Origin of the sequence: Microbacterium sp. R86528, assembly GCF_044596335.1 — a bacterium.
GTDB classification, from domain to species: Bacteria; Actinomycetota; Actinomycetes; order Actinomycetales; family Microbacteriaceae; genus Microbacterium; species Microbacterium marmarense.
Window position 1 is genome coordinate 311,932 of sequence record NZ_CP138996.1, and the last position, 19,609, is coordinate 331,540.

Sequence of the window (19,609 nt, forward strand, 5' to 3'; positions counted from 1 at the left end):
CGCGAACTACACTGCGTGTCTACGGGAGGTATTGCATGTAATCAATAACCTCGCGTCATGTGACCAAGCGCATGAACGCGGGCATAGTGTGTGCCTATGGTGAACATCGACGATCCCGATTTTGATGCTCAGGCGCTGCGCGTGATCAAAGCGGTCGCAGATGAGGGCTCGATCACGGGCGCGGCGGTCGCTCTCGGATACAGTCAGCCCGCCATCAGTCAGCAACTCAAGCGTTTGGAGCAACGCCTCGAGGTGCCGATAGTAGAGCGGGTGGGTCGTAGCGTGCGGCTCACCGAAGCGGGTCGAATTCTGGCCCGCCACGCACCCGCCGTGACCACAGCATTGGATGCGGCGGCAGGAGAGATCGCAGAGCTTCGCGGCCTGCGATCCGGTCGTGTGAGACTCGTTGGCTTCCCTTCGGCTTCGCCGACGATCGTGCCACGCCTTCTCGCCGAGCTCGAGACTTCGCACGCGGGCGTGAGCGTCACCTACATCGAAGCCGAGCCACCCGAGGCTGTCGACGCTGTACGAGACGATCGCGCAGACGTCGCGCTGACTTTCAGTTACCCAGGCGACCGCGATGATCCGCACGGCTCAAGTGCACGGGGCCTCTCGGTGCGCACGGTTGGCTCGGACGAACTGCTGGCGGTGCTCCCGCAAGGCCACCCGGCGGCGCGTCGTGCGCGCGTCGACGTCGCATCGCTGTCGACAGAACGGTGGATCGCCGGTTGTCCGCGATGCCGCGGCCATCTTCTTCAGTTGTGCGCACGGGCAGGCTTCGGCCCCGCCATTGCTTTTGAGACGGATAACGCTGTGGCCGTCGAAGGGCTGGTGGCGCAGGGCATTGGCGTTGCGACGCTGCCCCGCATGGCCGTGGCGTCGTTTCCGCTGTTGCCGGGTGTGGTGACTCGGCCGCTGCCAGCCGCAGAGTCTCGAACCATTCATGTGGTTACAGCGCATGGTGCCGATCGCGTACCCGCTGTGCGCGTGGCACTTGAAGCCATTGCGCGTCTCGTGGAAGACCAGGGAACAGGGGCTGAGGACAACTAGAGTAGGCGGTGATGTCTTCTACACCTGATACCCGAACGACAACCGCCGCCGGAGCCGACATTCGTGTTCGTTTCTGCCCGTCACCGACGGGGTTGCCGCACGTCGGCTTGATCCGTACGGTGCTTTTCAACTGGGCTTTTGCCAGGCACAATGGCGGCAAGCTTGTCTTTCGGATTGAAGACACCGACGCTGCTCGCGACAGCGAGGAGAGCTACCACCAGCTGCTTGAGGCGCTGCGCTGGTTGAAGATCGACTGGGACGAAGGCGTCGAAGTGGGGGGCCCTCACGAGCCCTATCGACAGTCGCAGCGCCACGACCTCTACCGCGATGTTCTCGAGAAGCTCGTCGCTGCGGGGACCGTCTACGAGAGCTATTCGACAGCCGCCGAGATCGACGCGCGCAACGAGGCTGCTGGTCGAGCAAAACAGCTGGGGTACGACAACTTTGACCGCACGCTCACCGAAGAGCAGAAGGCCGCGTTCCGCGCTGAGGGGCGCGAACCTGCTTGGCGTCTCAAGGTGCCCGACGAAGACCTGACCTACGACGATTTGATTCGCGGTGAAGTGACCTTTCCTGCCGGATCGTTCCCCGACTTCGTCTTGGTGCGAGCAGGCGGAGTGCCGCTCTATCCGTTCGTAAACCCGGTCGACGACGCGCTTATGGGTATCACCCACGTCATTCGCGGCGAAGATCTGATGCCTTCCACCGCTCGCCAACTTGCGCTGTATGGCGCACTCGTCGATGCGGGAGTGACCACATTCATTCCCCGCTTCGCGCACATGCCACTGGTACTGGGCGAGGTCGGAAACAAAAAGCTCTCAAAGCGCGACCCGAAGGCTGATCTTTTTCTGCAACGCGAGAAGGGATTCATTCACGAGGGTCTGTTGAACTACCTGTCGCTACTGGGCTGGTCAATTGGGCCCGACCGCGACATTTTCTCGCTCGAAGAGTTGATCGAGTCATTTGACATCGTTGACGTCAACCCCAACCCCGCACGATTCGATCAGAAGAAGGCCGAGTCAATCAACGGGGATCACATTCGGATGCTTCAGCCGGCAGACTTCGCTTCGCGGTTAGTGCCGTATCTGCTCGCTGCCGGAGTCGTTGACGAGCCGATGACCGCTGCTCAGCAAGAGATGCTGCAGGCTGCTGCGCCGCTCGTGCAGGAGCGAATGCAGCTGCTAGGTGACGCACCAGGATTGCTAGGCTTCCTGTTCACGAGCGACATCACCTACGCGGAGGACGCGCTAGCGACGCTGCCCGCCAACGCGGGGGAGGTGCTCGTTGCATCGGTAGGCGCGCTTGAGCTCGTGCCCGAGACCGAGTTTACGACCGCCGCAGTTCAATCTGCTCTGTCTGCCGCTCTTATCGAGGGGCTAGAGCTGAAGCCGAGGATCGCGTTCGGGCCGTTGCGTGTTGCGTTGAGCGGGCGCCGCATCTCGCCGCCGTTGTTTGAGTCGATGGAGTTGCTCGGCAAGGCAGAGACTCTGCGTCGGCTCGGTGCGCTGGTCGCCCACCGGTCATGACCGAACCGGCTCAGTTTGTTCGCAGCGCCACAATCGTCTAGACTCGATCTTCGGCAAGACCTCGGCGTTAGAGCCTTGGGGTATGGTGTAATTGGCAACACGGCGGTTTCTGGTACCGTTGTTCTTGGTTCGAGTCCAGGTACCCCAGCCACGAGAAAACCCCCGCTCAGCGGGGGTTTTTCGTTTGGTCGATGGAAGCTACGCGGCGACCAGCCCCGCCGCCGCCTTCTGCTCGCGCGCGGACCCGCGCCCCTTGTGCGCGCCGTGTGTGCGCATAATGGCTGAATGGATGGTGGCCCACGCGCGTCCACGGACGCGAGCGACCTCGCAGCGTTACGGCGCCGCGCATATGGTCCCGACGCCGACATCTGGGGCGACGACGATGCGCAACACCGTTTACGCGAACTTGAGCAGCAAGAACGACCGAGCGATCGGGCTGTTGCTGGAGGAGAACCCGCTTGGCTAAGTGGTTCAGTCCCGGAGCCGTCACCGCCGACGCTCTCGCAAGGGCCGCCGGAGATCGATGCGCCAACTGACGCAGTGCTGGCACCACGAGCTCGCCGACTTTGGCTGGTGGCCTTGGCGTCGTTAGTGCTCGGCGGTATCGCGGGCGGAGCCTTGGTTTCAGCATCCGTTCCTCGAGCGAACCTTGTTCTCGAAACCACCAATGACCGGCTGCCTGAAGAACTATCACGCCAAATTATGGATTGGGGTGTGGGCGAGTCTGGCATTCAGGGTCACGAGCCTCTGGGTGAGCTGACTGCCTGGACTGCCATGAGCGCGACGGGTGAGAGCTGCATGATTCTCGTCGCGCGATCGAGTATTCAAGCGGTAGCGTGCGCCCCCGGAGGATTGGACCCGAGCGTTGATGTGGTGGTGGGCCGTGATGTCCCGGTCCCAGGGCCGGAGATTCCGGACGGCTCTGCACTCCGGCTGCTCGCGGACGACGACGGAGTTGCAGTGTGGGTGAAACAGGCGCGGCCGAGCGTCGAGCCAACGTCACCCTCGGACGAACAGACGTAGTCGGTAGCTTGTGGCGCCAAGCACCGGTTTCTTTGTATCTGTTGTTTTGTGTTGGAACGTGTTGTACTCTGTGGGAATCCAAAGAAGGGTTTCACGTGTACGCAACGGAGCGCCAAGAACAGATCGGGCAACTGCTCGAAGATGACGGCAGTGTGAGCGTCGTCGAGCTGGCAGCTCGATTCGATGTCACCACTGAGACGATTCGCCGTGATCTTGATCAACTTGAATCAGCGGGCACGCTGCGCCGAGTACACGGTGGAGCTGTAGCGATTGATCGCGTCAGCACTGCAGAACCGACGCTCGGCGAACGTCGTGATCGGCACTCGGGAGCGAAGCTCGCGATTGGTCGCCGCGCAGCAGACGCCGTCAGTGACGGGTTTCGCGGCTCTGTCTTCTTCGACGCGGGCACGACGACCGCTGCCGTAGCGGCTCAACTGGCACCTCGACTCGCCACGCCGTCTGTTGAAGTTGTCACCCACGCAATCTCGCTCGCGTACGAAATCTCGACGGCGCCGTCCGCAGCACTCACACTGATCGGCGGTCGAGTGCGTGGTGTCACGGGTGCGGCCGTTGGTGCAGACACTGTGCGCTCCATTGAGTCGCTTCGGCCCGATATTGCCTTTATCGGCACCAACGGAATTTCTGCAGGCTTCGGACTCAGCACGCCAGACCCCGATGAAGCTGCCGTCAAGAGCGCTATTGTTCGCGCGGCTCGTCGTGTGGTTGTCGTCGCAGACCGCGACAAGCTCGACGTCGAGCTGTTGGTGGGGTTTGCGGGGCTACAAGACATCGACGTACTGGTGACCGACGCAGTGCCCAGCGCTGCGCTTGCTCAAGCGCTGACGGACGCAGACGTGGAGGTCTGGATCTCATGATCGTGACATTGACGGTAAACCCCTCTCTTGACCGGACGATCACTCTCGAACGGGCACTGCAACCTGGTGAGGTGCAGTCGGCTCTCTCTTCCCGAGAAGACGCCGCAGGCAAGGGCATCAATGTTGCGCGCTCGATTGCGGCTGCAGGTGCCGCCACTCGTGCAGTTCTACCGCTCGCTATCGACGATCCGTATCGTGCGATCCTTCGAGCATCGGCCTTGCCAGTCTGTGAGGTTCCGATTGTCGGTCACTCCCGGGCGAATATCACTATTGCCGATCCCGCTGGGATCACAACGAAACTAAACCTCCCCGGCCCTGCTCTTTCGCCGAGCGATGCCCGAGCAATTATTGCAGCGGTCGTAGAAGCATCAGCGGGTGCGAGCTGGCTGGTGCTCGCAGGCTCGCTACCACCCGGTGTCGGTGACGACTTTTACGTCGTCGTCATTAATGCCGTGCGGGCGGCGCATGGCGAATCTTCGCCGTTGATCGCCGTTGACACTTCGGGAGTCGCGCTCCGAACGGTTGTCGAGCATGGAGCCCCCGATCTGATCAAACCCAACGATGAAGAGCTGGCAGAACTCGTCGGCATCGAACTTGCTGATGACGATTCCATCGATGCTGTCATCGCCGTCGCTAGACAGCTGGTGCCGGCTCGGGCGGCCAGCGCCCTGGTAACTCTTGGCTCGCGTGGAGCCGTGCTGGTTACCGGAGAGAGCGCCCTTGTAGGCGAAGCTCCACGCATCCGGGTCGCCAGCACAGTCGGTGCGGGGGACAGCTCTCTTGCAGGCTACGTGCTTGCACACGCTCAGGGGCTTGCGCCCGACGATTGCGTGCGCAGTGCCATTCGCTATGGCGCTGCGGCAGCATCCCTTCCCGGTACCCAGGCGCCGACGCCCGCAGACCTTCCCGCCGGTGACGTATTCGTCACCACCCATTCCTGAACTACCCAAAACCCCGCCGACAACTGGAGGACACCGTGTCGCACACCATCACTACCGGGCTTGTGAGCTTGGACGAGAACCTCGGAGACGACAAAGCTGCCGTTATTCGTGCTCTCGCAGCTCGCGTGACCGAGCAAGGCCGAGCGAATGATGCCGAGGCGCTGTTCGCCGACGCATGGACTCGTGAGCAGAAGGATGAAACGGGTCTTCCCGGCGGCATTGCTATTCCGCACGCGAAGAGTGCTGCCGTCATCGAAGCGTCGCTCGCCTTCGCTCGGCTCAAACCAGGAATCGAGTTTGGTGCCGACGACGGACCTGCTGACCTTGTTTTTCTGATCGCTGCCCCCGCTGATGCGGCTGAAGCGCACTTAGCAGTTCTTTCCAAGCTGGCTCGAAGCCTCATGCAAGACGAGTTCACGAGTGGCTTACGTGCTGCGACGACAAACGAAGATGTCGTCCAGATCGTTCGTGTTGCGATCGGCGAGATGGACGCAGAAGCGGCGCCCGCCACTGCCGCACACGTCGATGGCGAGACAGCATCCGTGGCGGATTCGAGTCTCATGGTGGATTCTCGACCTGCTCGCATTATTGCCGTCACTGCGTGCGCCACCGGAATTGCGCACACCTTTATGGCTGCCGACGCGCTGACAGCGGCGGGAAAGCAAGGGGGTGTTGACCTTGTCGTTGAACCACAGGGTTCCAGCGGCTACCAGCCGCTCCCGCAAGATCAGATCGACGCAGCGGACGCGGTCATTTTCGCCACCGACGTCGACGTGAGAGGTCTTGCGCGCTTCGCAGGAAAGCCTGTGATTCGTGCCGGAGTGAAGCGCGGCATTGAACACCCGAAAGAGATGATCGCTGAGGCAGTGGCAGCCGCCAATAATCCGAACGCAGCACGGGTCAGTGGCACCGCCGATGCGCAGTCTGAAACAGCATCCGCCGAATCACTCTCGTGGGGCTTGCGGATCCAGCGAATTTTGCTCACCGGGGTGAGTTACATGATTCCGTTCGTAGCCGGTGGCGGGCTTCTGATCGCGCTGGGGTTCTTGCTCGGCGGCTATCAGGTGACCGACAATGCCGCGAACGTGATCGTGCAGAACTCGCTGTGGGATCTTCCGACTGAGAACATCACCTCTGACTACGGTGGTCTGGGGCAGTACCTCGGCTCGGTGATGTTCATGATCGGCGCAACGTCGATGGGCTTCCTCGTATCGGCGCTTGCCGGCTACATCGCCTTCGCGATCGCTGACCGTCCTGGACTTGCGCCCGGCTTCGTTGCGGGTGCTGTTGCCGTGCTGATGAACGCCGGCTTTATCGGTGGCATCGTTGGCGGATTGCTCGCCGGTGTGACGGCATGGTGGATCGGCACCTGGAGCGTTCCGCGTTGGTTGCGAGGGCTCATGCCGGTGGTAATTATTCCGTTGCTCGCGTCGATCGTCGCATCAGGCTTGATGATTTTGTTCCTCGGCCGGCCGATCTCAACCCTGATGGAGTGGGTCACTCTCTGGCTGAACAACCTCGCCGGTACCTCTGGAATCATCGCGGTGGGTGTGGTGCTGGGCCTCATGATGTGCTTCGACCTGGGTGGGCCGATTAACAAGGTTGCGTACGCCTTCGCTGTTGCCGGCCTCGCAGAGGCATCCGCACAGAACACCACCCCTTATCTGATCATGGGGGCCGTCATGGCCGCAGGGATGGTGCCACCGCTCGCGATGGCGCTCGCGTCGACAGTTCTCGCTCGGCCGCTGTTTCCGCAAGTGGAGCGCGAGAATGGCAAGGCAGCCTGGCTGTTAGGTGCCGCGTTCATCAGCGAGGGAGCTATTCCGTTCGCAGCAGCTGATCCGCTTCGCGTCATCCCAGCCTCAATGCTCGGCGGTGCGGTGACCGGAGCGCTCAGCATGGCATTCGGTGTGCAGTCGCTCGCACCACACGGTGGCTTGTTCGTTTGGTTCGCAATCAACCCCTTCTGGGGCTTCATTGTTGCGATCATTGCTGGCACTGTGGTGAGTGCGTTCGCTGTCGTCGCGCTCAAGAAGTGGGCCGTGCGTCGGCCCGTAAACGAAACCGAGCCGGCTCTGACCGTCGCGGCAGTCTGAACTAAGGAGAATCAAATGGCACAACGTCAGGCAACCATTGCAAGTAGTTCTGGGCTTCACGCCCGACCGGCCAAGCTTTTCGTCAAGGCCGTGCAAGAGTCCGGTGTGCCGGTGACCATCGCCGTAGAGGGGGGACCCGACCTCAACGCGGGCAGCATCCTCTCGCTTATGGGTCTTGGCGCGTCTCACGGCACCGTCGTGACGCTCAAGGCAGAGGGTGAGGGCGCCGAAAAGGCACTCGATGACCTCGTGGCACTTCTTGAAACAGATCTAGACGCTGAGTAGCTCAACTACCGATGCCGCTTCGCCACTCTCGAAACAGGGAGGCGAAGCGGCATTCGTCGAGCTAACCGGCGAGCGCCTGGCTTAGCGAAGCCCTACCGAGTCGGGCATAAGCAGGGTTATCGTCGCTGTGGGCGAGCAACATGAGGGCGACTGCGACTGCCCAGGCGCGGGCGCGCGTCCAGGCCGCGGCGTCGTATCGACCGTTCGTGGCAGCCACGAACGCAGTGCGTCCGACCGGATCAAAGGTGAGCCAGGCAGCCGCGAGATCATACGCAGGATCGCCCGAGGTGACATCGCCGAAATCGATGATGGCGTGCAGAGAGCCGTTCAGCGTGAGCAGATTTCCGGGATGCAAATCACCATGCACCCATACCGGAGCCGCGTGCCACTGTGCAGCATCCCTTCCGCTTTGCCAGATCATTTTGGTTGCTGTCGCCTCGCGAGCGGTGAGCGTTCCGGTTGCTTCGAGCATTGCCAATCTGGAAGCTACCGCGTCATCGCGATTGGTGAGTGGCACGCCGCGGAACGGATTGGCAGGGCACTGGGCAGGCGCAGTCGTGTGTAGCGCGACCAGCGCTCTTGATAGCTGCGGTGCCCAAGAGGTGCGCGCGGATCGCGGTTGGTCGAGGGCGCAGCTTCCCGCGAGCCACGGAACAACCGACCAAGGCCAGGGGTACTCGGCTGACGGCGTGCCGCGGTGCAGGGGGAGGGGTGTGCTTAACCCCGCGGCGTTGAGGGCTGGCGCAATGAGTGGCAAGGCGAAGTGCTCGTGCTCGATCAGTGGTGCGGCGAGAGCGCGGCGCGGCAGTCGTACGGCGAGATGGTGGCCCAGCTTCCAGATGTCGTTATCCCAACCCTCGCTCACCTTGCGCAGGGGGAGTGTCGCCGAACCTGGGATCTGTGATTGTGTTTGACTTGCTACGAGCGAACGCACCAGCTGCACATCTATTGCAACCTCGGCGAGCGGCTTATCAGGCACTTTCTGACCCTAACGAGGTGGTGATTCGTGGTGCGTCACGCCTCGGCACTATCGAGCGGCTCAAGAGTGATGAATTCCCCACCGTTTTGTTCGGCGGCCCACTTCAACCGGGTGCGGCCCATTTGCTTGCCGATGACGGAGAGCGTCCAATCGTGTGTGGCAAAGGCGCGGCGCGGCGCAACGGCAAGAACGAAATCCATCGCTTCGCCGATCTTCAGCCAAGGAGCACCGACTGGTGCCGCGAGCAACTGCACCTTCTTGTCGACGGGGACGGCGTACGAATCACCCGGGTAGTAGAACTCATCGTTCACCAGCACGCCGACGTTATCGATGACCGGTATCGACTCATGGATGACGGCGTGCCTGCCACCGAAGAACTCGAGGGAGAACGGACCGACTTCGATGACATCGCCCGGGTGCACGGTGGTGATTGAGAAGTCACTGGCTGCTCGTGTGACCCCTTCGGGACCGAAGATTGGAATGTGGGGGAATGCGGTGAGGATTCGAGACAGATGCTCGGGCGTCCAATGATCCGGATGCTCATGGGTGATGATGATTCCAATGACGTGATCGAGGTCAAGCAGGGGAGACGTGAAACTGCCGGGGTCGACAACAAGCGTCTTTCCACCGGCCTCGAGAGTCAGGGTGGCGTGTTCGTGCTTGGTCACTCGCATGCTGAGAGTCAACTCTTCGGAGGCTCGTTGAGCAAATGACGAAACGAGGCCTAGTTCGATTTGGAGGGCGCGCCAAAGACATGGCATAATCGAACGGTTGCCGAAAAGGCGACACGGTAAAGTACGGCCCCATCGTATAGCGGCCTAGTACGCCGCCCTCTCACGGCGGTAACGCGGGTTCGAATCCCGCTGGGGTCACCAATATTGAAGAACGCCCGGCCATTTTGGCTGGGCGTTTTTCGTTGCACACGCAGTAGCCTGGTGCGGTACCTGTCTCAAGGACTGAGTGGGGACACAACGACACCCGACACCGTAGTCATGTCTACCAACAGAACGGCAGCAACAGATGACCCAGACCCTTCTGCCCGGAATCCAAGCGGCGCGCGTGACCACTCCGAGAATCACGGCGAATGTGCTCGAACGGCCAGCAACGAGTAAAGATCCACAGTGCACTGTGGTGTTCGTACACGGCAACGTGTCATCGTCGTTGTTTTGGCAGCCGTTGATGCTCTCACTGCCCGACGATCTGCGCGCGCTCGCTGTCGACCTTCGGGGTTTTGGAGAGAGCGAAACTCTCCCCGTAGATGCGTCTAGGGGAGTGCGCGACTTCTCTGACGACGTGATTGCAGTTCTGGCTGCGCTCGGCATTCCGTCGGCGCACCTCGTCGGCTGGAGCATGGGAGGCGGCGTTGTCACCCAACTCATGCTTGACCGCCCAGACCTTGTCGCGAGCGTCACACTTATTGCACCGGTCTCGCCTTTTGGTTTCGGTGGCACTGCGCTTGACGGCACGCTGCTGGCTGCCGACGGCGCAGGCACAGGCGGGGGCGGTGCCAACCCCGACTTCGTCGAACGGCTTGCGGCCGGCGACCGTACCGAATCCGAACCCACCTCGCCGCTCGCGGTCTACCGATCAAGCTACGTGGCCCCGGGATTCGAGTCGCAGCACGAAGAGCTGTGGGTCGAGTCCATGCTCACCACCGTGACCGGGGAAGACAACTATCCGGGTGATTCGACAGCCTCGGAGAATTGGCCGGGCTTTGCACCAGGCGCAAGGGGCGTGCTCAACACAATGGCTCCGACTGTCTTCAACACATCGGGCATCGTTGATCTGAACTCGAAGCCTCCAGTGCTCTGGATTCACGGCGAGAATGACGCGATCGTCGCTGACGGCTCGTTCTTCGATCTGAATCAGTTGGGTGCGGCCGGCATCATCCCGGGCTGGCCCGGTGACGCGGTCGCGCCACCTCAGCAGATGAAGACCCAAACCAGGAACGTGCTTGACGTCTATCGCCAGAACGGCGGAGAAGTGACTGAGCTCGCGCTAGAGAATTGTGGTCACAGTCCCCATCTTGAGCATGCCGACGAGGTTCGCCGCGCGCTGACGGAACACATCTTTCGCGCGTAGAGTCTCGCACGGCCACGAGCCGCGCTGCCGAATTGACGGATAGCCTCGATGGTGTGATTTCTATTACTCTCACTGATGGTTCGGTCTTGCGCGAAGCGCGTGCTGGTGACGAAGCCGGAATTCTGGCGTGCATCGCCGCCCTCGCTGTCTACGAACGCGAGCCTGATGCGGTCGAGAACACCGCAGCGGCCCTCACCGAAACCTTGTTTGGGGCTGAGCCGAAAGCGTTCGCCCACGTCATTGAGCGCGAAGAAGTCATCGTCGGAATCGCGATCTGGTTCCTCACCTACTCAACATGGACCGGCAAGCATGGCATCTGGCTCGAAGACCTCTATGTTGATGAAAACCAGCGAGGGCGCGGCTACGGAAAGTCGCTCATCGCCTCGCTCGCCGCAGTATGCGAAGAACGCGGCTATCCGCGATTGGAGTGGACTGTGCTGGACTGGAACGAGCCAGCCGTGGCGTTCTATCGGTCGATCGGCGCCGCGCCGATGAGCGAGTGGACGACGCAGCGCCTGGTCGGCGCGGAACTCTCACGACTAGCGTCAGCGGTGCACGCGTGAGCGACGAACGAAAGACGATTGTCATCACCGGCGCGAGTGACGGTATCGGCGCGGCCGCCGCTCGACAGCTTGCAGGCAACGGCGAGCGAGTCGTGCTGGTCGGGCGCTCTCGCAATAAGACCGAAGCGATAGCGCGTGAAATCAACGCTCCGTTTCATATCGCCGACTACGCAGAGCTTGAGCAGGTGCGTGAACTCGCTGCGGACTTGGCGACGACCTATCCGCGCATCGATGTGCTGGCGAACAATGCCGGGGGGATCTTCGGCGACCGCAAGCTCACCCAAGACGGGTTCGAGCAGACCTTTCAGGTCAATCACCTCGCGGGATTCCTGCTCACCAACCTCTTGCTTGAGAATTTGATCGCGAGCAATGCCAGTGTGATTCAGACCTCGAGCGTCGCAGCCAAACGCTTTTCGAAGTTTGACATCGACGATCTGCAGGGAGACCACGATTACTCAGGTCGAGTCGCCTATGGCAACGCAAAGCTCGCCAACATTCTCTTCACCCGCGAACTTGATCGTCGAGCTGCTGAGGACGGCTTGTCGACGGCGGCGTTTCATCCCGGCGTTGTAGCCACCAGCTTCGCATCGTCATCAGGCGGACTCTTCGGCTTTATCTACACCAATCCGCTCACCCGCCGGTTCATGACAACTACTGAAGACGGCGGGTCGCGCCTCACATTCCTTGCCACGGGAACCCCCGGGCAGGATTGGATCTCGGGGGAGTACTACGAGCGCGATCGACCGATGGCTTCGCACCGCCTGAGTCGAGATGATCAGCTCGCACGTCAGCTGTGGGAGCGCAGCGCAGAACTCGTAGGGCTGTCAGGCTGAAGCCTGGCGCAGCTGACCGTGTGACTGACTCATTGCCCGTTCTCGAGGTCGTCGCGGCCGTGATTGAGCATGAGGGGATGCTACTGGTCTGCCGTCGCGCAGAAGGGCGCTCTGCCGCCGGAAGATGGGAGTTTCCTGGCGGCAAGATCGAGCAAGGTGAGACGCCAGCTCAGGCGCTGATTCGCGAAATTCGTGAAGAACTGGGTGTTGGCATCACGATCTCTGGTCATCTCACCACCAACGACACCGTGGTGTCTGGCCGCACGATCCGCCTCACATGTCTGCGTGCCGCCTTGAACGACGCCGTTCCTGTGGCGAGCACCGACCACGATGCGCTGGAGTGGCTCGCTCCCGGTCGACTCTCGGGCCGTCGCTGGGCTGAGCCCGATCTGCCGGCTGTGAGTTTGCTCACCAACGCGGCTGCATCGGGAACACCAGCCCGGTAGCATCCGTTCTCTCATCTTGTAAGCGCAGAACATACGATTGTTCGCGAACACCACGATCACTCAGGAGTGACTCATGACCGACGACGGAACCATCACGCGCATACCGGGCACAGAAACTGCTGTGCTTGCCGGCGGCTGTTTCTGGGGCATGGAAGACCTGATTCGTCGACAGCCCGGCATCTTGCAAACGCGGGTCGGCTACACCGGCGGCGAGAACGATCACGCCACATACCGCAACCACCCGGGACACGCCGAAGCGGTGGAGATCGTGTTCGATCCTGCGAAGACCAGCTATCGCGATGTGCTGGCCTTCTTTTTTCAGATCCACGATCCCTCGACGCTCAACCGGCAAGGCAACGACATCGGCTCAAGCTATCGTTCTGCCATCTTCCCGCTGATGCCTGAACAAGAACGCATTGCGCGCGAGACCATCGCCGATGTCGATGCTTCGGGGCTGTGGCCGTCAAAGGCTGTGACGACGCTCGAACCCGCAGGAAAGTTCTGGCAAGCGGAGCCCGAACACCAGGACTACTTGCTCAGGTACCCCAATGGGTACACCTGCCACTTTCCGCGAGCGGGGTGGGTATTGCCGAAAAGAGCTGAAGCCGCCTCTTAGCTGAAGTCGGGTATCGCACCCCAGGCATCTGGCCAGCGTCGGAAGCCGGGAGTAGCCTGCCGAGTATGACCGAGACGCAAACTCTCGAATGGCTGCTGGACTCTGACCCAGCGCTCAAATGGCAAGTTCAGCGAGATCTCGTGCGATCGCCACCGGACGAATGGCACGCGACTCGAGACCGAGTCGCGACCGAGGGATTTGGCGCTCGAATGCTCGCTCATCAAGATGAGGACGGCCAATGGGCTGGCGGCGCGTATTTCCATGCCGATTTTGACGAAGCATCCGCTGAAGCCGAAGAAGGCCAGCCTTGGACCGCCACGACATGGTCGCTCAACTTTCTGCGTGAGTGGGGCCTCGACCCAGTGGTTCTTGCTGGCACCGCAGAAAAACTCGCGGCCAACAGCCGATGGGAATACGAACAGTTGCCCTATTGGGGCGGCGAAGTCGACTGTTGCATCAACGCGTACACCATAGAAAACGGTGTCTGGCTCGGTGCAGAGATCGGTGGAATTGTCGATTGGTTAGTCGAGCATCGCCTTGCTGACGGTGGTTGGAACTGCGAATGGATCGACGGCTCGACGCGATCTTCTTTTCACTCCACGATCAGTTCGTTGCGGGGTCTGCTCGCCTACGACATCGCAACGGGCGGCACAGCGGCAACCCGAGCTGCCCGTCGCGGTGGCGAGGAATACCTTCTCGAACGGGCGCTCTTCAAACGTCTCTCTACTGGGGAGCAGGTTGGGCCCTGGGCCACACGTCTCGTTCACCCGTTCCTCTGGGTCTATAGCGTGCTGAACGCGGCTGACTACTTCCGCAAAGCGGCACTATTTGATGCTACGGCGCCTGATCCACGCATGACTGAGGCGATTGAGCTCGTTCGCAGCAGGCGAAGGCCCGACGGAGTTTGGCTACAGGAGCGCACCCAAAAGGGTCGTGTTTGGTTCGAGATGGATGTTGCTGAAGGTGAGCCCTCCAAATGGCTTACCTTCTATGCCATGAGAGTTCTCGAATGGTGGGATGCCGCGGCGCTTCGCTAGAGGGTGGAGCAACTCCGCACAAGAGGCCGGAGGCTATTCGCTCGTTGATTTGGACTTTCTCCGAGCGGCACGCGAGGTTCTGACTGTCGCCCAGATAATCAGTCCGAGCGCCGCAAGCACGAGCAACCAAGGGAGCAGAAAACCGAGCGCGAGCACGATGCCGTTGAGCGTAGCGATGAGCCCATTCCAACCGGCGGTCACTCCATCGGTGAAGCCAGCAGGGTCTGCCTCGACGGGCTGCGACTCTGAGTGAAGTGTGACGGTGAGCGTCGACATCGCGATCTGTCCCTCCACTGACTCCAGCTGCTGTTGGTAGGACTCGACCATCGCTTGGCGTTCAGACAAGGCGCTCTCGGCCGCAATGAGATCCGCGATGTCTGTCGTTTCCGACATCAACTCGACAAGCCGATCCACCGAGGCCTGAGCGGCGTCTATGCGTGCGCGAAGATCGATCGTTTGGTTCGTCACGTCCTGACGATTGATGGTTGAGCTGGTCACCTCGCCCAGTTCAGACAGCTCACCGATGAGATCGTCGAGCTCATCGGATGGCACGCGCACGGTGATCCATGCCCCGTCTGGGGCGTATGGGTACGGCATGGACTCGTTCGCAATGCCGCTCTCGTCAACGGTGTACGCATCGCCCGAGCGGCCGATACTCATCGACTCGACATAGCCGTCTCGCACGTTCGCAGCATCTGCGATAGCCGCGGCGCCAGCAGGCACGTCTTCGACCACGACCGTCGCGGAGGCGAAGGTGATGATGTCACGCTCGGCTGATCCACCGACTGTGTCGTTCTCCAGGGCTAGTGCTTCATCGCTCATCTCGCTGCTGAGCCCGCCTGCATCTTCTGACACGACCTCGGCGCCCTCAACCCGCGACTCGAGGGCGGGGCCCTCGCTCACGATCGTTGAACTGTCTGTGCTGTCGTCCGAGGAGCCCCCGACGAATGGCGCGAGGCTAGGCGCGATGACGGCAGCTACCACTACCACAGCAGCTGCTGCCGCCCCACCTATCCACCACTTGCTCCGGCGCGAACGCTGAGCGACGCGCGCCCGCGAGATCTCGGCGAACACGTTTCGTTCTATGGCGTCGATGCGCTCCTCGCCGAGTTCAGGCAGGCTGTCGGCGTTCGCTCCAGACGAGGTATCGCGATCTTGCTTGTCGGTCATGATGTCTCCTCGATCGAGGTTCGCAAACGCGTGCGGAGGCGGGAGAGACGGTTGCGCACCACACCGTGCGTCACACCCAGCTCTGCGGCGGCTGCTTCATACGAATGGCCCTCTGTCGCACAGAGCCGAAAGATGTCTTGGTCGAGCTGGTTGAGGTCCGCAACTTCGCGCATGATCCGTGAGGCGAAGTCGGCATCGATGACCTGCTGTTCGATGTTCACCGTGGCAGCAAGGCTCTCATCGACCATCGCGGCGGTGTGAAGTCGATCGCGCTGCTGGCGTCGCATCCGATTTGCGGCTTGGAAGCGACAGATTGTCACGAGCCAGGGCAACAGTGAATCACTGGCAAGATCGAGGCCGGGCAGCTTGCGCCACGCGACCAGGAATGTCTCCTGAGTGACATCTTCAGCATCGGCAGTATCGCCCAGAAGGCGGTGTGCCAGCCAGTAGACGGGTCGCACGTAGGCGCGATAGAGCGCCCGAAAGGCGAGATCGCTCCCACCTGCGGCCTGCGCCACGAGCGTCGCGTCGTCTGTCACCGCCCGATCCGTCATGTCATCCCATCGTCTGGCTGCGAGCAGCTCTGCTGCACCTGATTGTCTCTTAGCTTCTCAGTGTCGCGCTGCCAGCGAACGTCTCAAAACGTCAGAGTTCGTTCTGGTGACCTGTATTCTGGTCGAGCGAGAGGGAGTATCCCGAAATCGCGCGTTCGTCATCACGGGAGCTCTGGCTTCCCGGGCGCGTACCGCACAGAAACTGTGCGGGGGAGAGACTTTCGACGTTCTGTCGCCCCCGCTCTCATTCTTGAAAGGCCCGGTATGGACCTGGAACTTCCGCTTTGGTTTGAAGTTGGCTCGCTGATCGTGCTCACGCTGATCTTGATCGCCGATCTGCTGCTCATTCTCAAGCGTCCCCACATTCCGTCGACGAAGGAATCGACCCTGTGGGTGGTCTTCTACATCGTGCTCGCGCTCGTCTTCGCGGGGTTGATGTGGATCTTTGCGGGTGCTGAGTTCGCGGGACAGTTCGTCGCGGGCTGGTTGACGGAGTACAGCCTGTCGATCGACAACCTGTTCGTCTTCGTGCTGATCATGACTCAGTTCGCCGTTCCGAGGCGGTACCAGCAAGAAGTGCTGATGGTGGGAATCATCATCGCGCTCATACTGCGCGGGCTGTTCATTCTGGCCGGCGCCGCAATCATTGAAGAGTTCAGTTGGGTCTTCTACATTTTCGGAGCGTTTCTCGTCTGGACGGCGTACCGTCAGGCATTTCCCGGCGGAGACCACGATGACGATGTGCAGCGCGAGAGCTTCATTGTTCGCACGCTTCGACGCACAATCGACATCAGTGACCACTACGACGGTGCGAAGATCCGCACGGTCGTAGGCGGAAAGAAGATGTGGACGCCGATGATCATCGTCTTCGTGGCGATCGGCGTGACTGACCTGCTGTTCGCCATCGACTCGATCCCGGCGATTTTCGGAATAACGCAAAGTGCGTTCATCGTCTTCACCGCAAACCTCTTCGCGCTGATGGGCTTGCGCCAGTTGTATTTCCTGCTCGGCGACCTGCTCGATCGTCTGCGCTACCTCCACTATGGAATCGCTTTCATCCTGGCCTTTATCGGAGTCAAGTTGGTGCTGCACGCGATGCACGTCAACGAGCTTCCGTTCATCAATGGCGGGCAGCCGATCGCGTGGGCTCCCGAGATCTCTACCTGGCTGTCGCTCGTGGTGATCGTGCTCGCGATGGGTGTGGCAACGATCGCGAGCCTCATCGCTGCTTCGCGCGAGAGCAGGGCAGCAAGTCCGGAAGATGCCGCCGGCGCGGTTGTCGAAGAGAAGGGCACGCCGCCCACGATCGATGGTGTGTGAGCGGTGGTAGCCTGTCTGGGTGCGGATCGCTCGACTTCTCCTTAGCGGCCGCGACGAGTCCTAGTCCAGGCCTCTCTCGTCGCGGAGTGTCGTCGCGGGCTTGATTCGCTTTCCGAGGAGATAGAGCAATGACAATTTCTGATGCGTCTGCCGTGGTAGATCGCCCCCGTACCCTCGCCGAGAAGGTGTGGGACGACCATCTGGTCGTGAAGGGCGAGAACGGGCAACCTGATCTCATCTACATTGACCTGCATCTGGTGCACGAAGTCACCAGTCCGCAGGCGTTCGACGGGTTGCGCGCGGAAGGCCGACCCGTGCGCCGTCTCGATCTCACGATCGCGACTGAAGACCACAACACTCCGACTCTGAACATCGATAAGCCGATCGCTGATCTCACCAGCCGAACGCAGATCCATACGCTGCGAAACAACGCGGAAGAGTTCGGCGTTCGCCTTCACTCGCTGGGCGACAAAGAGCAGGGGATCGTACACGTGGTCGGCCCGCAACTCGGCCTCACGATGCCGGGAGTGACTGTCGTGTGCGGCGACTCGCACACCTCGACTCACGGCGCGTTCGGCGCGATGGCGTTCGGTATCGGCACGAGTGAGGTCGAGCATGTTCTCGCTACCCAGACGCTGCCGCTCAAGCCGTTCAAGACCATGGCGATCACTGTCGAGGGCGAGTTGAAGCCGGGTGTTACGGCCAAAGACGTAGTGCTCGCGATCATCGCACGGTTGGGTGCCAACGGCGGTCAAGGCTATGTGCTTGAGTTTCGTGGCAGTGCCATTCGCTCGCTCTCGATGGAGGGGCGCATGACCATGTGCAACATGTCGATCGAGGCTGGCGCACGTGCGGGCATGGTCGCTCCCGACGACACCACCTTCGAGTACGTCAAGGGTCGCCCGCACGCGCCCGTCGGCCAGGACTGGGACGATGCGGTTTCTTACTGGCGCACCCTTCCCAGCGACGAAGGCGCCGTGTATGACGCTGAAGTGTTCTTCGACGCAGCCGAACTTGAGCCATTCGTCACTTGGGGCACCAATCCCGGTCAGGGCGTTTCGCTCAGCGACGTCGTGCCTACTCCGAGTGAGATTGCTGATCCCAACGAGCGCGCGGCGGCCGAGCGAGCGCTCGAGTACATGGCGCTTGAGGCGGGCACACCGCTCAAGGAAGTTCCCGTAGACGCGGTCTTCATGGGGTCATGTACCAACAGCCGCATCGAGGATCTTCGCGCCTTCGCCTCTGTCATTGAGGGCCGATCGAAAGCCGAGGGCGTTCGAGTAATGGTCGTCCCCGGCTCTGCACGAGTGCGGCTCGAGGCTGAAGCTGAGGGCCTGGACAAGATCATCATTGCGTTCGGCGCGGAGTGGCGCTTTGCAGGATGCTCGATGTGTCTGGGCATGAACCCCGACCAGCTGGCACCGGGTGAGAGATGCGCATCTACGAGCAATCGAAATTTTGAAGGCCGTCAGGGCAAGGGCGGGCGCACACATCTGGTATCACCGCTGGTCGCGGCAGCGACTGCGGTGCGCGGCACGCTGTCGAGTCCGAGTGATCTGCCCACACGAGTGGAGGCTTGAGATGGAGAAGTTCGTCACCCATACCGGCATCGCAGCGCCGTTGCGACGCAGCGCCGTTGACACCGATCAGATCATTCCGGCTGTGTACCTCAAGCGGGTCACGAAGACCGGTTTTGAAGACGCGCTGTTTGCAAACTGGAGACAGGATCCCGATTTCGTCCTGAACCAAGAGGTGTTCAAGGGCGCCAGTATCTTGGTGGCTGGACAGGACTTCGGAACCGGTTCGAGTCGTGAACACGCAGTGTGGGCGCTGCGTGACTTCGGCTTCAAGGTGGTTCTCAGTCCCAAATTCGCTGACATTTTTCGTGGAAACTCGGGAAAGCAAGGGCTCGTGACCGGGGTGATCACCGAAGATGAGGTCGAGGCCATCTGGGCTGCGATCGACGCGAACCCTGGCGTCAGCATGACAGTGGATCTTGAAGCGCGTACAGCATCGATCGGCGATCTTCACGTGTCTTTCGAGATCGATGATTACACTAGGTGGCGGCTCCTCGAGGGGCTCGATGACATCGGGCTCACCCTGCGCAATCAAGAAAAGATCACGCAGTTTGAGGCGCGCCGCGAGGCGTGGCGGCCGCGGACACTTCCCGTTCGCTAACCCTGTGGTCTCTCGTTCTACAAGAGCGATAGATC

The 19,609-nt window shown here is 61.1% G+C and carries 20 protein-coding genes and 2 tRNA genes; 18 read left to right on the forward strand and 4 right to left on the reverse strand.

Translation table 11 applies throughout. The features are described from left to right. Positions 1-96: 96 nt before the first annotated feature. The 8 genes from SJY18_RS01510 to SJY18_RS01545 all read left to right on the forward strand — a co-directional run bounded on the left by SJY18_RS01510 (position 97) and on the right by SJY18_RS01545 (position 7,796). Positions 97-1,050 (forward strand): LysR family transcriptional regulator, encoded by a 954-nt coding sequence (locus tag SJY18_RS01510; RefSeq protein ID WP_396668176.1) that lies wholly within the window; start codon positions 97-99, stop codon positions 1,048-1,050. 11 nt (positions 1,051-1,061) lie between these two features. Then, positions 1,062-2,576: a glutamate--tRNA ligase gene (gene gltX, locus SJY18_RS01515; RefSeq protein ID WP_396668177.1), complete on the forward strand. Its 1,515-nt coding sequence runs from the start codon at positions 1,062-1,064 to the stop codon at positions 2,574-2,576. A 76-nt stretch (positions 2,577-2,652) separates the two neighbouring features. Beyond that, positions 2,653-2,727, forward strand: a tRNA-Gln gene (locus SJY18_RS01520). Positions 2,728-2,861: 134 nt separating this feature from the next. Continuing rightward, on the forward strand, positions 2,862-3,599 hold the full coding sequence (locus SJY18_RS01525; protein ID WP_396668178.1) for a hypothetical protein: 738 nt from the start codon (positions 2,862-2,864) through the stop codon (positions 3,597-3,599). A gap of 95 nt (positions 3,600-3,694) precedes the next feature. Further along, positions 3,695-4,474, forward strand: coding sequence for a DeoR/GlpR family DNA-binding transcription regulator (locus SJY18_RS01530; protein WP_396668179.1), 780 nt, complete (start codon positions 3,695-3,697; stop codon positions 4,472-4,474). Continuing rightward, a complete protein-coding gene (locus tag SJY18_RS01535; RefSeq protein ID WP_396668180.1) occupies positions 4,471-5,415 on the forward strand; it encodes a 1-phosphofructokinase in 945 nt (314 codons plus the stop codon). The genes SJY18_RS01530 and SJY18_RS01535 overlap by 4 nt, the downstream gene beginning before the upstream one ends. Before the next feature lie 35 nt (positions 5,416-5,450). After that, a complete protein-coding gene (locus SJY18_RS01540; protein ID WP_396668181.1) occupies positions 5,451-7,511 on the forward strand; it encodes a fructose-specific PTS transporter subunit EIIC in 2,061 nt (686 codons plus the stop codon). 15 nt (positions 7,512-7,526) lie between these two features. Next, positions 7,527-7,796, forward strand: a complete 270-nt coding sequence (locus SJY18_RS01545) for an HPr family phosphocarrier protein (protein WP_337338139.1) — start codon at positions 7,527-7,529, stop codon at positions 7,794-7,796. Positions 7,797-7,857: 61 nt separating this feature from the next. On the opposite strand, the gene SJY18_RS01550 is transcribed toward SJY18_RS01545, so the two are convergent. Together SJY18_RS01550 and SJY18_RS01555 are read right to left on the reverse strand one after the other, a co-directional pair. Further along, positions 7,858-8,775: an aminoglycoside phosphotransferase family protein gene (locus tag SJY18_RS01550; RefSeq protein WP_396668182.1), complete on the reverse strand. Its 918-nt coding sequence runs from the start codon at positions 8,773-8,775 to the stop codon at positions 7,858-7,860. Positions 8,776-8,810: 35 nt separating this feature from the next. Further along, positions 8,811-9,449, reverse strand: a complete 639-nt coding sequence (locus SJY18_RS01555) for an MBL fold metallo-hydrolase (RefSeq protein WP_396668183.1) — start codon at positions 9,447-9,449, stop codon at positions 8,811-8,813. Positions 9,450-9,574: 125 nt separating this feature from the next. On the opposite strand from SJY18_RS01555, the gene SJY18_RS01560 reads away from it, so the two are divergent. From SJY18_RS01560 to SJY18_RS01590, 7 genes are all read left to right on the forward strand, one after another. Then, positions 9,575-9,650: transfer RNA gene (locus SJY18_RS01560), tRNA-Glu, on the forward strand. A gap of 145 nt (positions 9,651-9,795) precedes the next feature. Beyond that, complete coding sequence (locus tag SJY18_RS01565) at positions 9,796-10,857, forward strand: alpha/beta hydrolase (protein ID WP_396668184.1); 1,062 nt, start codon at positions 9,796-9,798, stop codon at positions 10,855-10,857. Positions 10,858-10,910: 53 nt separating this feature from the next. Next, entirely contained in the window at positions 10,911-11,420 is a 510-nt protein-coding gene (locus SJY18_RS01570; RefSeq protein ID WP_396668185.1) for a GNAT family N-acetyltransferase, read from the forward strand. Continuing rightward, entirely contained in the window at positions 11,417-12,253 is an 837-nt protein-coding gene (locus SJY18_RS01575; protein WP_396668186.1) for an SDR family NAD(P)-dependent oxidoreductase, read from the forward strand. Before SJY18_RS01570 ends, SJY18_RS01575 begins: the two co-directional genes overlap by 4 nt. A gap of 20 nt (positions 12,254-12,273) precedes the next feature. After that, entirely contained in the window at positions 12,274-12,699 is a 426-nt protein-coding gene (locus SJY18_RS01580) for a (deoxy)nucleoside triphosphate pyrophosphohydrolase (RefSeq protein WP_337338135.1), read from the forward strand. Between the two features lie 73 nt (positions 12,700-12,772). Then, complete coding sequence (gene msrA / locus SJY18_RS01585) at positions 12,773-13,315, forward strand: peptide-methionine (S)-S-oxide reductase MsrA (protein ID WP_396668187.1); 543 nt, start codon at positions 12,773-12,775, stop codon at positions 13,313-13,315. A 65-nt stretch (positions 13,316-13,380) separates the two neighbouring features. After that, positions 13,381-14,352, forward strand: coding sequence for a squalene cyclase (locus tag SJY18_RS01590; RefSeq protein ID WP_396668188.1), 972 nt, complete (start codon positions 13,381-13,383; stop codon positions 14,350-14,352). A gap of 33 nt (positions 14,353-14,385) precedes the next feature. Here the strand turns inward: SJY18_RS01590 and SJY18_RS01595 are convergent, their stop codons facing one another. Both SJY18_RS01595 and SJY18_RS01600 read right to left on the reverse strand, forming a co-directional pair. Further along, entirely contained in the window at positions 14,386-15,522 is a 1,137-nt protein-coding gene (locus SJY18_RS01595) for a DUF4349 domain-containing protein (RefSeq protein ID WP_396668189.1), read from the reverse strand. After that, positions 15,519-16,076: a sigma-70 family RNA polymerase sigma factor gene (locus SJY18_RS01600; RefSeq protein ID WP_337338131.1), complete on the reverse strand. Its 558-nt coding sequence runs from the start codon at positions 16,074-16,076 to the stop codon at positions 15,519-15,521. Before SJY18_RS01600 ends, SJY18_RS01595 begins: the two co-directional genes overlap by 4 nt. A gap of 264 nt (positions 16,077-16,340) precedes the next feature. Between SJY18_RS01600 and SJY18_RS01605 the strand changes: the two genes are divergently transcribed. From SJY18_RS01605 to leuD, 3 genes are all read left to right on the forward strand, one after another. Then, positions 16,341-17,396, forward strand: a complete 1,056-nt coding sequence (locus SJY18_RS01605; RefSeq protein ID WP_396668190.1) for a TerC family protein — start codon at positions 16,341-16,343, stop codon at positions 17,394-17,396. 128 nt (positions 17,397-17,524) lie between these two features. Continuing rightward, positions 17,525-18,976 carry a 3-isopropylmalate dehydratase large subunit gene (gene leuC / locus SJY18_RS01610; protein ID WP_363580538.1) on the forward strand — a complete coding sequence of 484 codons (1,452 nt, stop codon included), beginning with the start codon at positions 17,525-17,527 and terminating at the stop codon, positions 18,974-18,976. Position 18,977: 1 nt separating this feature from the next. Further along, positions 18,978-19,574, forward strand: coding sequence for a 3-isopropylmalate dehydratase small subunit (gene leuD / locus SJY18_RS01615; RefSeq protein WP_337338128.1), 597 nt, complete (start codon positions 18,978-18,980; stop codon positions 19,572-19,574). Positions 19,575-19,609: the final 35 nt, after the last annotated feature.

Bases quoted from the DNA above. Each gene is read 5' to 3' on its own strand.
- SJY18_RS01605 (WP_396668190.1), top strand. From the start codon at position 16,341: ATGGACCTGGAACTTCCGCTTTGGTTTGAAGTTGGCTCGCTGATCGTG.
- msrA (WP_396668187.1), top strand. From the start codon at position 12,773: ATGACCGACGACGGAACCATCACGCGCATACCGGGCACAGAAACTGCT.
- SJY18_RS01510 (WP_396668176.1), top strand. From the start codon at position 97: ATGGTGAACATCGACGATCCCGATTTTGATGCTCAGGCGCTGCGCGTG.
- SJY18_RS01595 (WP_396668189.1), bottom strand. From the start codon at position 15,522: ATGACCGACAAGCAAGATCGCGATACCTCGTCTGGAGCGAACGCCGAC.
- leuD (WP_337338128.1), top strand. From the start codon at position 18,978: ATGGAGAAGTTCGTCACCCATACCGGCATCGCAGCGCCGTTGCGACGC.
- SJY18_RS01565 (WP_396668184.1), top strand. From the start codon at position 9,796: ATGACCCAGACCCTTCTGCCCGGAATCCAAGCGGCGCGCGTGACCACT.
- SJY18_RS01535 (WP_396668180.1), top strand. From the start codon at position 4,471: ATGATCGTGACATTGACGGTAAACCCCTCTCTTGACCGGACGATCACT.
- SJY18_RS01525 (WP_396668178.1), top strand. From the start codon at position 2,862: ATGGATGGTGGCCCACGCGCGTCCACGGACGCGAGCGACCTCGCAGCG.
- SJY18_RS01545 (WP_337338139.1), top strand. From the start codon at position 7,527: ATGGCACAACGTCAGGCAACCATTGCAAGTAGTTCTGGGCTTCACGCC.
- SJY18_RS01600 (WP_337338131.1), bottom strand. From the start codon at position 16,076: ATGACGGATCGGGCGGTGACAGACGACGCGACGCTCGTGGCGCAGGCC.
- gltX (WP_396668177.1), top strand. From the start codon at position 1,062: ATGTCTTCTACACCTGATACCCGAACGACAACCGCCGCCGGAGCCGAC.
- SJY18_RS01590 (WP_396668188.1), top strand. From the start codon at position 13,381: ATGACCGAGACGCAAACTCTCGAATGGCTGCTGGACTCTGACCCAGCG.
- leuC (WP_363580538.1), top strand. From the start codon at position 17,525: ATGACAATTTCTGATGCGTCTGCCGTGGTAGATCGCCCCCGTACCCTC.
- SJY18_RS01555 (WP_396668183.1), bottom strand. From the start codon at position 9,449: ATGCGAGTGACCAAGCACGAACACGCCACCCTGACTCTCGAGGCCGGT.